The organism is Flavobacterium hercynium (genome assembly GCF_002217285.1).
In the GTDB taxonomy this organism is placed as follows: domain Bacteria; phylum Bacteroidota; class Bacteroidia; order Flavobacteriales; family Flavobacteriaceae; genus Flavobacterium; species Flavobacterium hercynium.
The window spans coordinates 76,649-90,182 of record NZ_MUGW01000029.1 but is presented as its reverse complement, the minus strand read 5'-3'; the positions used below and the strand labels follow the sequence as shown (position 1 = coordinate 90,182).

The 13,534-nt window shown below is 35.0% G+C and carries 12 protein-coding genes; all 12 read left to right on the top strand.

Annotation, left to right across the window (positions count from 1 at the left end; all coding sequences use genetic code 11):
- Positions 1 to 33 precede the first annotated feature (33 nt).
- Positions 34 to 3,324: an AsmA family protein gene (locus B0A66_RS14560; RefSeq protein WP_089050579.1), complete on the top strand. Its 3,291-nt coding sequence runs from the start codon at positions 34 to 36 to the stop codon at positions 3,322 to 3,324.
- A gap of 191 nt (positions 3,325 to 3,515) precedes the next feature.
- Positions 3,516 to 4,085 carry a Crp/Fnr family transcriptional regulator gene (locus B0A66_RS14555; RefSeq protein WP_089050578.1) on the top strand — a complete coding sequence of 190 codons (570 nt, stop codon included), beginning with the start codon at positions 3,516 to 3,518 and terminating at the stop codon, positions 4,083 to 4,085.
- Positions 4,086 to 4,214: 129 nt separating this feature from the next.
- A complete protein-coding gene (locus B0A66_RS14550; RefSeq protein ID WP_208862593.1) occupies positions 4,215 to 5,009 on the top strand; it encodes a type 1 glutamine amidotransferase domain-containing protein in 795 nt (264 codons plus the stop codon).
- Positions 5,010 to 5,101: 92 nt separating this feature from the next.
- Positions 5,102 to 5,407 (top strand): putative quinol monooxygenase, encoded by a 306-nt coding sequence (locus tag B0A66_RS14545; RefSeq protein WP_089050577.1) that lies wholly within the window; start codon positions 5,102 to 5,104, stop codon positions 5,405 to 5,407.
- A gap of 128 nt (positions 5,408 to 5,535) precedes the next feature.
- Positions 5,536 to 6,930, top strand: coding sequence for an aldehyde dehydrogenase family protein (locus B0A66_RS14540; protein WP_089050576.1), 1,395 nt, complete (start codon positions 5,536 to 5,538; stop codon positions 6,928 to 6,930).
- 238 nt (positions 6,931 to 7,168) lie between these two features.
- On the top strand, positions 7,169 to 7,390 hold the full coding sequence (locus tag B0A66_RS14535; RefSeq protein WP_089050575.1) for a tautomerase family protein: 222 nt from the start codon (positions 7,169 to 7,171) through the stop codon (positions 7,388 to 7,390).
- Between the two features lie 23 nt (positions 7,391 to 7,413).
- Entirely contained in the window at positions 7,414 to 7,833 is a 420-nt protein-coding gene (locus B0A66_RS14530; RefSeq protein ID WP_089050574.1) for a hypothetical protein, read from the top strand.
- An 11-nt stretch (positions 7,834 to 7,844) separates the two neighbouring features.
- Positions 7,845 to 8,807 (top strand): zinc-binding dehydrogenase, encoded by a 963-nt coding sequence (locus B0A66_RS14525; protein WP_089050573.1) that lies wholly within the window; start codon positions 7,845 to 7,847, stop codon positions 8,805 to 8,807.
- 24 nt (positions 8,808 to 8,831) lie between these two features.
- Positions 8,832 to 9,827, top strand: coding sequence for an L-histidine N(alpha)-methyltransferase (locus B0A66_RS14520; RefSeq protein WP_208862592.1), 996 nt, complete (start codon positions 8,832 to 8,834; stop codon positions 9,825 to 9,827).
- A gap of 16 nt (positions 9,828 to 9,843) precedes the next feature.
- Entirely contained in the window at positions 9,844 to 11,022 is a 1,179-nt protein-coding gene (gene egtB, locus B0A66_RS14515) for an ergothioneine biosynthesis protein EgtB (RefSeq protein WP_089050572.1), read from the top strand.
- Between the two features lie 18 nt (positions 11,023 to 11,040).
- The gene (locus B0A66_RS14510; protein WP_089050571.1) at positions 11,041 to 11,955 is read left to right on the top strand and encodes an ABC transporter ATP-binding protein; all 915 of its coding nucleotides are present in this window, start codon (positions 11,041 to 11,043) and stop codon (positions 11,953 to 11,955) included.
- On the top strand, positions 11,952 to 13,520 hold the full coding sequence (locus B0A66_RS14505; RefSeq protein WP_089050570.1) for an ABC transporter permease/substrate-binding protein: 1,569 nt from the start codon (positions 11,952 to 11,954) through the stop codon (positions 13,518 to 13,520). Before B0A66_RS14510 ends, B0A66_RS14505 begins: the two co-directional genes overlap by 4 nt.
- The last annotated feature ends 14 nt before the right edge of the window (positions 13,521 to 13,534 follow it).

Genomic DNA, 13,534 nt, shown 5'->3' with positions numbered 1-13,534 from the left:
TTTAATCCCTTATTATAAATACGTTGAAAAAAAATGACTAAAAAGATTTTAAAAATCACTGCAATTTCTATAGTATCCCTAATTGCATTTTTGGTGATCATCCTAACCATTATTCCTTATGTTTTTAAAGATCAAATAACAGATAAAATAGAAAGTATTGCAAACGAGAATCTGGATGCAAAAGTACGCTTTGATGAAATTGGACTTTCTGTTTTTAAACATTTTCCGGCATTAATTGTTTATGTTAAAAACGTTAGTATCGATAATAACAAAGTTCAATTTGCTTCAAAAAATGTGGTAAAAGCCAAAACAGCTGCGGTCGGACTTAATTTTTATAGTTTACTAAAAGGTAAAATTGTTTTAGATGCTGTTTATCTGGACGACGCCAATTTAAATTTTGAAATCGATGCTGTCGGACACGCAAATTTTGATATTGTAAAACCCTCAAAACCTTCTGCAGATACTACTGAAACGGAGTTTAAAATTAAACGTGTCGTTGTCAATAAAACCAATATAAACTACAATGATAAAAGTGCGCTTTTAAAATTTAAAGCTCAGGATCTTAACTACAAAGGAGAAGGCGATTTAAGTGCCGATTATTTTGATCTTAATTCGAGTGTAAAGATTAAGACGTTTGATTTTAGCGTAGAGGGCGTTGATTATGTGCGCAGTAAACCTATAAATGCTGAAATTGTTACCTATATCGATACCAAAGCGCTTAAGTTTAAATTTGAGCGCAATACAATTCGAATTAAAAATTTTCCTTTCTCCTTCAATGGTTATTTTGCTTTCATAAAAGGAGGATATGATTTCGATCTGCGTATGCAGTCTAAAAATTCTACCTTAGAAGAAATGTTATCACTTGTTCCGCCTGCTTACGACAAGTGGCGCGAACAGATGACCATAACAGGAAATATAGATTTTAGAATTTTTGCAAAGGGAAAGTACATGCAGGATCAATCAGAAAAACCGGTTGTTTCAGCAGATTTACAAATCAATAGCGGTACGATTGCCTATAAGAAAATTAAGGAACCGGTAAAAGATATTGATATTACAGCCAAAGCTTTGGTTAAAGATTTAGATATTAATAAAATAAAGTTTGATTTAGAAAACCTTTCCTTCAGTCTGGACAAAAGGAAAACAGTACTTAATTTTCATTCAGAAGGTTTTAAAAAGTTAAAAATAAAAACCGCTATAAAAGCCAACTTAGATTTAGCAAAATTCAAAGAAGCCTTAAATTTAAACCAGCATGACATTCGTGGAGACATTGCTTTAGACTTAAAAGCCGATGGTACATTTTTACGTGATTTAGGTTTTAGTCAGCGTTTGAATAAAATAGATACCATTATAAAAAGTATACCTAAGTTTCAGTTAAGCGTGAGTCTAAAAAACGGATACTTAAAAAATGTAAAGAAAAATGATGCTATCAAAAATGTTAGCCTAAATTTAAATTTAACGGCTAAAGACAGTATTTTACGCAACGTTACCGGTAAAGTAACCAATTTAAATGTAGAAGCACTTGATAATTATGTTCGTGGTCAATTTGAGCTTCACAAACTATATCCTTTTACTGTAGATACGGAATTAGAATCTAAAATTAACCTTGCTGAAGTTCACAAATTTTATCCATTAGACAGTTTAGAAGTTAGGGGAGATTTAAATTTAAAAGTGAGTATGCACGGAGTTTTAAACCGTAAGCAGAAAAAATATCCATCTTCCAAAACAATCGTAAACATTAAAAACGGATATTTAAAATCACTTAAATTCCCTAATATTCCAATAGAAAATATAAACCTGAGTGCGGCTGTAACCAGTCAAAAAGGTACAGGACAGGATTTAAATGTAAAATTGCAACCCGCTGAATTTGTATTAGCAGGATCTCCATTTAAAGTACAAGGAGAAGTTACTAACCTTTATGATTTGGTGTACAATATCAAAACGCAGGGAACTTTGGATATTGGTAAATTAACTCAAATATTCCCAATTAAAGACGTTAGTATTTCAGGAATAATTCAGACCAATCTTATTGCTAAAGGTTCTAAAAAAGATTTAGATGCCAAAAATTATGACAATATTAAAAACGGAGGAAAGCTTGAAGCTAAAAACATAGTAATCAAGAGTACATTATTTCCGGAGACATTTCAAATTTCTAAAGGAACATTTAAATTCTTTAAAGATAAGATGCGCTTTGAGGACTTTAATGCCACATACGGTAAATCAGATATTGTATTAAACGGTTACATTCATAATGTTTTGCGATACCTGTTTAATCGAAAGTACCTGCATCAATCCAATGAAAAGCTTAAAGCAGAGATCGATTTGTTTAGTAATCACATCAATGCAAATGAGTTTTTTGACATGATTGCCAAATACACAGATAAAAAAGCCGAAGAAGAAACAGCACTAAAAGCAGAACAAAAAACAGATTCTACAGCTATAGAAAGTCCTGCTAAAAATGCTCCTGCAAAAAATAAGAATTACGTAATCAGAATACCAAATACAGCCGATTTAAAAATTACAGCAAAGGTGAATAACCTTCAGTTTGATACTTACAAAATCAATGATTTTATAGGTACGCTGGATGTTAACAACCGTAAAGTTCAAATAACCAAAGCAGCTTTTAATATGGCGGGCACTAATATAGAAATGACAGGAGACTATAAAGCCCAACATCGCCGATTGGCCAAATACAATGCTCATTTTAAAGCCAATAATTTTGATATTCAGCGTGCTTATGCAGAGATACCTATTTTTGCAGACATGGTGAGCATGGCAAAAGACGCTTATGGTTTAGTATCTGTAGATTATCAATTTGCAGGAAGTATTGACGAAAATATGGATATTGATTTTAAATCGATAGAAGGAGAAGGAATACTAACATTGGAAGATATTAAATTTAAAAACTTTAAACTTTTAAATCACGTAGCTAAGAAAGCAGATGCAGCCGACTTAGAAAAAGCGTCATTTAATAAAATTGCCATTCACTCAACTATCAAAAATAATGTAATGACTATTACGCCAACAACAATGAAAATGGCTGGTTTTAGAGGGAAACTCGAAGGTCAGGTTACGATGGATGGTAAATTGAATATTGGATTTCGCTTAGGATTGCCACCAATGGGACTTATTAATATTCCGATGAAAATTACAGGGACTGCAGAAAATTTTGAAATTTCTACAGGGAAATTTAAAGAAGATACCACTTTTGCAGAAGAAAGCGAATTAAATAATTTAAAAGCAGAGCCTCGCAGATCCAGACGTCGAGATACATTAGATATGGCGCCTGTAAATTCAAAAAAAATAGACACGATAAAATCGAAATAAAAAGCTTTGTTTGTAGAAAGATAATATTTTTAAGCAACACAAAAGGGGATGAGTACTGTACTCATCCCTTTTTACTTATAAAATATATCTAGATAATTTTGTAGTAGATTTTTCCTTCCCTCCTGTAACTTTTACTCCCATTTTGGGTGACAGATTAAAATCTTCTATCTTTGAAATGTTAAAAACAAACTATGGAAAAACTGAGAAAACATATTGAAGAAATTACTCCAATTACTGATGAAGAGTTTGAATCGATTAAGCCCTTTTTTACGATTAGAAGAGTATTAAAAAATCAATATCTTATTCAGCAGGGAGATGAGGCTAAATATGAGTATATCATAATGAGTGGGATTTTCAGAGTTTTTTACCTTAATGAAGAAGGAAAGGAACATATCGTACAATTTGCTACAGAAAATTGGTGGATGTCGGATTATATTTCCTACTTCAATCAAAAGCCGGCAAATATGTATGTAGTTTGTATGGAACCCGGAGAAGTATTATGTCTGACACTTGAAGGCAGAGAACAACTCTCGGTTACGCTTCATAAAATGGAACACTTTTTTAGAGTAAAATTAACCAAAGGTTATATGGCACTTCAGCAAAGAGTAATTTCATTACTTTCTAATAATCCGCAACAGCGCTATCAAGAATTTGCAGCTTTGTATCCAAATCTCATGCAGAAAATTCCAAAGAAATATATAGCAGAATATCTCGGAGTTAGCCGTGAAACCCTTAGCAGGCTTTACTCCGGCAATAAATAACAAACCTGTTTAATTCTCAAAGTGTGATTCCCGTCACACTTTTTTTGTGACTTTCCTCCTCGTATTGAGGAGTAGAGCCGGCATAAATTTGCCCTATAAATAATTCATAACCACTTAAAATTTATAGTAATGAAAAAATTGATGATTCTAACAGCCATGCTTGCCTTTTTCTCTTCTTATGCACAAAATCAAAAAGAAAGCAAAATAGTACAACAAATAACAACCCCTAAAAACGAAACAAAAATGAACAAGAAAATTTTAATTATTGTATCTAATGCTAATGCAATTGGACCAAATAACAGAAGAACAGGAACATTTCTACCAGAAGTAGCGCACCCTTATGCGGAATTCGAAAATGCAAATTATCATATAGACTTTGCCAGCTTAACTGGAGACACACCCTATTTGGATGCCTTAAGTTTAGCAAATGATCCATCTAACCTTGCATTTCTAACAGGAAAAGGTTGGGAAACAATGCAAAAAGCTGTTAAACTTTCAACGGTTGATGTTAGTAAATACGATGCTGTTTTTGTACCCGGAGGATTAGCACCAATGGTTGATATGCCGGAAAATGAATTGCTTAAAAAAGTCATAAAAGAGACCTACGAACGAAATGCTGTTGTTGGAGCAGTGTGTCACGGTCCGGTTTCCTTACTAAATGTAAAATTAAGCAACGGAAGCTATTTAGTAAACGGTAAAAACATCACTTCTTTTACAGACGAAGAAGAAAGAGGTTACGCTATCGCTGATGTACCTTTCTTACTGGAAACAGCATTAACCAAACAAGGAGCAAAATTTCATGCCGCTGCAAATTGGTCTGCACATAGTATTGCTGATGGTAATCTGGTTACAGGACAAAATCCTGCTTCTGCAAAAGGAGTGGCCGAAAAGATGATTGTTATTTTGGAAGCAGCTAAAAAGTAAGCTTCTTATTGTATTGACCTTCTCCAATAGTTGCAAAGAAGGTTAATACAATTATTGTGATATAAATTAAAAGTAATTGTAAAAAAATCAAAATGGAAAATCAAAATCCAGTTCATGTTTTTGCAACATGGAAAGTTAAAGAAGGTCAGATTGAAAACGTTTTAAATTTATTAAAAACGGTACATGACGAAAGTGTCAAAGAAAAAGGAAATCTGTTTTATACCATTCATCAAAGTAATTCAGATGCTAACACGCTCGTATTATTCGAAGGATATACTAATGATGATGCTGTATTACAACATAGAGAATCAGTTTATTTTCAAGAGATCGTTTTAGGGCAAATTGTTCCTTTATTAGAAAAAAGAGATATTATTTTAGCAACGCCGGTACATTACTAGTTTTCATAATGTGAATATCAGCTTGTAATGATCGATAATTTGAACTAAATTTAAGGAGCAAATCATGAGAAATTGACTTTAGATATTGATAACATGATTTTATAGTTCACATTTTAAAAGAAATATTTATGGAAAAGACCACAAAAGTAATATTCCCCTATGATCAAAGTCTGGTAAAAGAATTACCGCTTATCAATAAAATGGAGATTGAAAATATATTGAATACCGCACAGAACTTATTTAAAGATCAATCGAATTGGATTCCGGCTTTTAAAAGAATTGAAATATTAGAGAAAGCAGCTTCGATTATGAGTGACAGAAGTGAGGAATTGATTCATCTGGCCATTAGCGAAGGCGGAAAACCGTATAAAGATTCTAAAGCAGAAATACTCAGAGCCATTAAAGGAGTAAAACTGGCCGCTGAGCATATCTCACAGATAAAAGGCGAACAAATTCCGATGGGACTTACTCAGTCTTCTGTAAACAGAATGGCTTTTACATCAAAAGAACCTATTGGCGTTGTTGTCGCAGTTAGTGCATTCAATCATCCTTTAAACCTTGCAGTTCACCAAATTGCAACAGCAGTTGCTGCGGGTTGTCCGGTTATATTCAAACCTTCAAGTAATACGCCATTATCAGGTTTGGCATTGGCGGATATTTTAAAAGAGGCCGGTTTACCTGAAGGCTGGCTGCAAGTGGTGCTGTGTGACAATGAAACAGCAGAATTATTAGTAACAGATTCCAGAGTTCATTTTTTCTCTTTCATTGGTTCGGCAAAAGTAGGCTGGTCATTAAAAAGCAAATTAGCTGCGGGAACAAGATCTGCCTTAGAACATGGTGGTGCCGCACCAGTAATTGTAGAGCATGATGCCGATTTTAGCGAAATGATTCCTGACTTGGTAAAAGGAGGTTTTTATCACGCAGGTCAGGTTTGTGTTTCAGTTCAGAAAATTTATGTAAATCAGGAAATTTGTGATCGTTTTGTGGAACAGTTTTCTATGGCAACCAATAAATTAATTGTTGGAAATCCGTTTGATGAAGCGACAGATGTAGGTTCTCTTATTACACCAAAAGAAGTAAATCGAGTAGAGGAATGGGTGAACGAAGCTATTAAAGAAGGAGCTAAGTTAATTACAGGAGGAAAAAAAATTTCGGATACTACTTTTCAGCCAACAGTTTTGTTTAATCCTTCAGAAGAATCTAAAGTATCCGTAAACGAAATTTTTGGTCCTGTTGTATGTATATATCCATTTACTGATAGGGAAGAAGCAATAAAAAAAGCAAATGCCTTAGAGGTTCATTTTCAGGCTGCTGTTTTTACAAAAAATATAGATGTAGCATTGGATACAGTAAAAAAACTAAATGCAACTGCTGTTATGGTGAATGACAATACCGCTTTTAGAGTAGATTGGATGCCGTTTGGCGGAAGAGATGATTCTGGTCTAGGAATGGGCGGAATCTCCTATACTATCGATGATATGACAAGGGAAAAACTAATTGTTTTTAAAAGTAAATCGCTCTAAGGCTGATTGAAAAATAATTCAATAATAAGAAAATAGGAAAAAGCTAAACTTTACAGTTTAGCTTTTTTTATAAGATCTCATATTTCTTAATCGAGTTTAAGAAGTAGTATTAAACTAGATTAAGAGTATTTCTTAAACATGTTTATAAGCGTCAACAACAGATCTGTTGCAACTTTGCAAAGAAAATTTACTGTTTGAAAATTAGCAGGAAATCAAGTAAACCTTAAATAAAAATAAAATGCCACACGTAAATTTAAAAATGTATCCCGGGACTTCTGAGGAACAAAAAGAAAAAATCGCACAAGAAATTACTAACATCATTATCAAACATACAGGTAAACCTGAGGCAGCAGTTTCTATCGAAATAGCAGAAGTTGCAGAAGATGTCTGGATGGAAGAAGTATATAATAAAGAAATAAAGCCAAATATAGAAAAACTTTATAAAAAACCGGGTTATTAATACCGGACCTAAATGCTGAAATAATGAATAATACAGATAAAAGTTCTACAAAAGAAAAAGAAGCAATTAGTATAGTATTGGGCAATTTTGCGCAGGCACTAAGTAATGGTGAAATAAACGCTGTTGTTAATTTTTTTGATCACGATGCTATTTTCATTCCTGATGGTATGAAAAAGAGTATTGCCGCTAATGAATTGAGAAAAACTGACACCGGTTATCTTAAACGTGTCGATTTTAGAATTGGTTTTACGATAAAAGATATTACTATAGAGAATCAATTTGCTTTTGTAGAAGCTTTTGCTGCAACTACACAAAATCGTATTTCAGATTTAAAGCCTGTTGAAAAAAGAAGTATTGATTTTTTTGTTCTTAAAAAATTAAACGAAAACTGGAAGATTTACCGCTATATATTCAATAATGTACAGGAATTGGAACTAATTTAACTTATTAAAAAATGAAAGCAGCTGTATTAAAAATTGCGGGTGATGCGAATAACTTTTCTATAGAAGAAGTTGCGATGCCAACTCCCTTAAACGATCAGGTGCTCATTGAGATAAAAGCCTTCGGTCTTAACCGTTCTGAGCTCATGACCCGAAAAGGACTTTCGTCCGACGTGCATTTTCCAAGAGTCTTGGGAATTGAATGTGTTGGTGAAGTAGTATATGATCCTTCAAATATACTGGTAAAAGGACAAAAAGTAGCCGCATTTATGGGAGGAATGGGGCGTGATTTCGATGGAAGTTACGCCCAATATACCGTAGTTCCAAGGGATATTGTCATGCCTTTTAAAAGTACACTTTCCTGGGAAATTCTCGGCGCCCTGCCTGAAATGTTCCAAACGGCATACGGCTCACTACATCATTCACTTAAAATCAAAAAAGGAGAAACACTGTTGATAAGAGGAGGTACTTCATCGGTAGGTTTGCTGGCTTTGCAATTGGCTAAGAAAACCGGACTTTTTGTAATCTCGACTACACGAAATAAAAATAAAAAAGATTTACTGCTGGCTAACGGAGCGGATGCAGTACTAATCGACAACGGAAATTTAGCAGAAACAATTAAAAATCAATTTAAGATAGATAAAGTTCTGGAACTTGTAGGAACAACTACATTACGGGATTCTCTTAAAACAGTAACAAGAGCGGGCAGCGTCTGTATGACCGGTATGCTCTCTGAAAAGTGGTCAATTGCAGAGTTTGCACCTATGGAATATATTCCTGCAACCGTTAGTCTGACTGTTTATGATAGCGGTCAAATACGAATTGAAGGAAAATATTTTCAGAAATTTGTTAAGGATATCGAAAAAGGATTTATAAAACCAGCGATAAAGCGTATCTTTAATCTGAATGATATCGTTGCTGCACACCATTTTATGGAAAGCAGTTCAGGTGGTGGAAAAATTGTTGTTCTGCCTTAAATGAACTTTTAAAAATCAAATTTTATGATATTTGAATCTTATAATAATCCTACACATATAAATACCAATACAAATAAAAATCAGATGCAGTTTCGGTTTGATGTACTTGAAGGTTTAAGCAGTACACCAAAAAAACTGCACTCCAAATATTTTTACGATAAAACAGGAGATGCACTTTTTCAGCAGATAATGGCGATGCCGGAATATTATCTCACCAATTGTGAGTTGGATATATTCCAAAATAAAACTTCGGAGTTGTCGAAAATTATTTTAGAAACAGATGCCGCATTCGATCTGATTGAACTTGGAGCAGGTGACGGAACAAAATCTGCATTTTTACTGAAACATCTTTTAAATGAAAAAGCTAATTTCAATTATATGCCAATTGATATATCGGCAAATATATTGTCAGTTTTAGAAAGCAAGTTAAAAGAAGATCTTCCGGAACTTAGCATTACTTGTCTGGAAGGAGAATATTTTAGAATGCTGGAAAAAGCAGCAGAATTATCTTCAAGACGAAAAGTGGTTCTTTTTTTAGGAAGCAATATAGGGAATATGGAGAAGGAGGAAGCACTTTCTTTTTGTCATAGTCTCAACACTTATCTTTCCTCAGGCGATATTGTTTTGATGGGGTTCGACCTGAAAAAGAATCCGCAAGTTATATTGGATGCGTATAATGACAAGTCAGGAATTACAGCAGCGTTTAATCTGAACTTATTAACCCGCATTAACAGAGAACTTACGGCTGATTTTAATATAGAAAAGTTTCAGCACTATCAGACATACGATCCATTAAGCGGTGCTTGCAGAAGTTTTTTAATAAGCCTGGAGAAGCAGGTTGTTACTATTGATGGTCAGTTAGTTAATTTTGAAAAAGACGAATTGATCTACATGGAACTTTCACAAAAATACGCTGTAGAAGAAAGCGAGTTATTGGCAAATAGTTCAGGTTTTGCAACAATAGATCATATTATGGACTCAAAATCATGGTTTACAGATGTAGCCTGGTTGGTAGTATAACAGTTAAAATAGTATTATGCAGGTAAAAATAGCAGTAAATCAGGAGAATTTTATCAAAAAATATAAAACGGTCAGATCTCATTCTGAAACTATTTGCAAGCCTCTAGAAATAGAGGATTATGTTGTACAGCCCATTGTAGATGTAAGTCCGCCCAAATGGCATCTGGGACATACAACTTGGTTTTTTGAAACCTTTATCCTAAAACCGTATAACAGGGATTACAAAGTTTTTAATGACCAGTACGATTTTGTTTTTAACAGCTATTATGAAAGTCTTGGTGCACGTGTTGTACGGACAGATCGGGGGAACTTAAGTCGTCCTTCGGTTACAGATGTGTATCGCTATCGTACTTATGTAGACCAGCACATGGAAGTTTTTCTACAGAACACTGCTCTTTCGGAAGAGTTAACAGCATTGCTGGAACTGGGACTAAATCATGAGCAGCAGCATCAGGAATTATTATACAGCGACATCAAATATATTTTAGGACATAATCCGCTTTTTCCGGCTTATAGTATTAATTCTGTTTTTAACCAAAACAGTAGTCAAAATAATGAATTTATCAAAATAGAATCCGGTATTTATGAAATTGGATATCAGGGAGATGATTTTTGTTTTGATAACGAACTTGGACGTCATAAAGTGTATTTAGAGAGCTTCGAAATTGCCAAATATCCGGTAACGAACGCACAATACCTTGAATTTATTACTGACGGAGGGTATACGAATTTTAAATACTGGCACTCTGAAGGGTGGGAATGGGTAAAAGAAAACACTGCAAAGTCACCGCTTTATTGGCATTACATCGATCAAAAATGGATGAACTATACTTTTGCCGGTTTAAAAGAAATAGATCTTAACGAACCTGTTTGTCATGTTAATTTTTACGAAGCCTCAGCATTTGCTTCGTGGAAAGGTTTACGTCTGCCAACTGAGACAGAATGGGAAGTAGCCTCACCCGATTTAAACTGGGGACAACGCTGGGAATGGACAGACAGTGCCTATTTACCTTATCCGGGATTTCAAAAAGCCCCTGGAGCAATAGGCGAGTACAATGGTAAATTTATGATTAGCCAGATGGTATTGCGCGGAGCTTCTGTAGCAACTCCTGAAGGACACAGCCGTTCGACCTATCGCAATTTTTTTCATCCCCGTCACCAATGGCAGTTTATGGGCATTCGTTTGGCAAAATAATTAATATCGGGCTATTTTATGATTACAATAGAAGGAGTTTCTAAAAATTATGGTTCAAACAAAGCGGTTGACAGGGTTTCATTTCAGGCCAATGATAGAGAAATTCTGGTATTGTTAGGTACTAGCGGTTGTGGAAAAACAACTACACTGAAAATGATTAATCGTCTTGTAGAACCCGATAATGGCACTATTTATATTGACGGTAAAAATATCAGGGAGCAGAAACCGGAAGCACTTCGTAAAAATATTGGTTTTGTGATGCAACAGGCGGGTCTTTTTCCACATTACAACGTAGCACAAAATATAGCTGTAGTTCCCAATTTGTTAAACTGGGAAAAGCAGAAAATAGAGAGTAGGACATTACAGCTTTTAGAAAAACTGCATCTTACAGAAGAGCTGTTGAATTATTTTCCGCATGAGTTAAGCGGCGGACAGCAACAGCGAATTGGTGTTGCCAGGGCTCTAATTGCTGATACCTCTGTTTTGTTAATGGACGAACCTTTTGGAGCGTTAGATACCATTACAAAATCCGCTATTCACGATGAGTTTAAGAATCTCGATGAACTCAGAAACAAAACTACCATTTTAGTTACTCACGATGTATCAGAGGCTTTTGAACTCGGTCATCGTATTGGTTTGATGGACAAAGGAAAGCTTATTCAGATAGGTTCGCCAGCCGAAATACTATATCATCCCGCTAATAGTTTTGTTAAAGATTTTTTTGCCGGTAATAGGTTGATGTTTGAGTATAAAATTGCTTCCGTAAAAATGGTTCAGCCTTATCTTAAAAAACAATTAAAAGCTCAGGAACGAATTCAAAATGCCAATGTTTGGGAAGCTCTTCAGTTTTTTAGTACCGAACATACTTTTAATGAAGATTACGAAGCACTTCTGCAGGCTTTTAATCAATACAGAAAACTTCAGACGGTATGACAGAGCAGCAAAGTTTTTGGGAATTTATTATAGCCCAGCATGAAAAATTGCTTCTGCAAATCGGACAACATTTGGGGCTTACTTTTTTATCGTTGCTTCTGGCAATTGCAGTTGGAATTCCGTTAGGTGTTTTAATCTCCCGAAGACGTACCTTGTCTACTCTTGTATTAGGTATGGCAGGAATAGTACAAACCGTTCCCAGTATTGCCCTTTTAGGTTTTATGATTCCGCTTTTTGGTATTGGTGCAAAGCCTGCCATAATTGCACTGCTTATTTATGCGCTGCTTCCCATAATTCGAAATACCTATGCAGGAGTTACAGGAGTAGATCCCGTTGTTGTAGAAGCTGCAACGGCACTGGGAATGAACAAAAACCAGCGCTTGTTTAAGGTTGAATTTCCTTTGGCCATGCCCGTCATTATAGCCGGTATCCGAACTGCTGCGGTAATCAATGTTGGCGTTGCCACTTTAGCATCTTTTGTGGCCGCGGGAGGACTTGGAGAATTTATCTTTGGCGGTATTTCGCTCAATAACAGCAATATGATTCTGGCAGGCGCTATTCCCGCTGCTTTACTGGCTGTTATGCTGGATTTAATTATTGGCTATCTTCAAAAGTCTACTTTAAAAACACTTCGACGAGTTTTTTATATTTTAGGTGTTATCTTAATTGCAACAGGTCTTTATTTTTTATTTTCGACTAAACCCGAACATAAAATAATAGCAGGATTTACACCTGAGTTTATGGGGCGTCAGGATGGAGATTTAGGACTTCGCTCTATATATGGGTTGAAATTGAATCCCTTGGTGGTTTCAGATGCTATTATGTATGAAGCAGCCTATCAGGCGAAGCTGGATCTTATAAGCGGTTATTCTACCGATGGCAGAATCAAAGCCTTTGATTTGGTTGTTTTAGAAGATGATAAAACCATATTTCCGCCATACTATGCCGCTCCAATAATCAAAACCCGGACACTGAAAAAATTTCCAGGACTCGAAGAAACTCTAAATCTTCTCGCAGGCAAGATCAACGACAGTATTATGACGAATCTTAATTATAAAACCGAACTCTTAAAACAAACTCCGGAAAAAGTAGCAAAAGATTTTTTGGTCAGTCAGCATTTATATAAGAAAGCAAATCTAGGTACTGGCGAAACAATCAGAATTGGTTCAAAAATTTTTGGAGAACAATACATTTTGTTAGAAATGTACAAAATGCTCATTGAAGGTTACACCAATTATAAAGTAGAAACAAAAACAGGACTTGGCGGAACGAAAATATGCTTTGATGCACTTATGAATGATGCTATTGATTTTTATCCTGAATACACCGGCACCGGATTGTTAGTATTACTGAAACCTTCAGAGAAGACAATTGCCAAAGTATCGAAAGACAGCAGACAAACGTATGTTTATGTACAAAGAGAATTCAAAAAGCAATATAGTTTGCAGTGGCTCAAACCTATCGGATTTAATAATGCCTACGCGCTTATGATGCGGAGATCTCAGGCGCAGGAACTTCATATCCGCACGATTTCAGAGCTTGGCAACTATTGCGCTGAAAAATAAGTTTTAAATCAAAA

Excerpts from the sequence above, each read along its gene's own strand:
- B0A66_RS14540 (WP_089050576.1), top strand. The coding sequence starts at position 5,536 with ATGGAAAAGACCACAAAAGTAATATTCCCCTATGATCAAAGTCTGGTA.
- B0A66_RS14530 (WP_089050574.1), top strand. The coding sequence starts at position 7,414 with ATGAATAATACAGATAAAAGTTCTACAAAAGAAAAAGAAGCAATTAGT.
- B0A66_RS14545 (WP_089050577.1), top strand. The coding sequence starts at position 5,102 with ATGGAAAATCAAAATCCAGTTCATGTTTTTGCAACATGGAAAGTTAAA.
- B0A66_RS14510 (WP_089050571.1), top strand. The coding sequence starts at position 11,041 with ATGATTACAATAGAAGGAGTTTCTAAAAATTATGGTTCAAACAAAGCG.
- B0A66_RS14535 (WP_089050575.1), top strand. The coding sequence starts at position 7,169 with ATGCCACACGTAAATTTAAAAATGTATCCCGGGACTTCTGAGGAACAA.
- B0A66_RS14555 (WP_089050578.1), top strand. The coding sequence starts at position 3,516 with ATGGAAAAACTGAGAAAACATATTGAAGAAATTACTCCAATTACTGAT.
- B0A66_RS14525 (WP_089050573.1), top strand. The coding sequence starts at position 7,845 with ATGAAAGCAGCTGTATTAAAAATTGCGGGTGATGCGAATAACTTTTCT.
- B0A66_RS14505 (WP_089050570.1), top strand. The coding sequence starts at position 11,952 with ATGACAGAGCAGCAAAGTTTTTGGGAATTTATTATAGCCCAGCATGAA.
- B0A66_RS14560 (WP_089050579.1), top strand. The coding sequence starts at position 34 with ATGACTAAAAAGATTTTAAAAATCACTGCAATTTCTATAGTATCCCTA.
- egtB (WP_089050572.1), top strand. The coding sequence starts at position 9,844 with ATGCAGGTAAAAATAGCAGTAAATCAGGAGAATTTTATCAAAAAATAT.
- B0A66_RS14550 (WP_208862593.1), top strand. The coding sequence starts at position 4,215 with ATGAAAAAATTGATGATTCTAACAGCCATGCTTGCCTTTTTCTCTTCT.
- B0A66_RS14520 (WP_208862592.1), top strand. The coding sequence starts at position 8,832 with ATGATATTTGAATCTTATAATAATCCTACACATATAAATACCAATACA.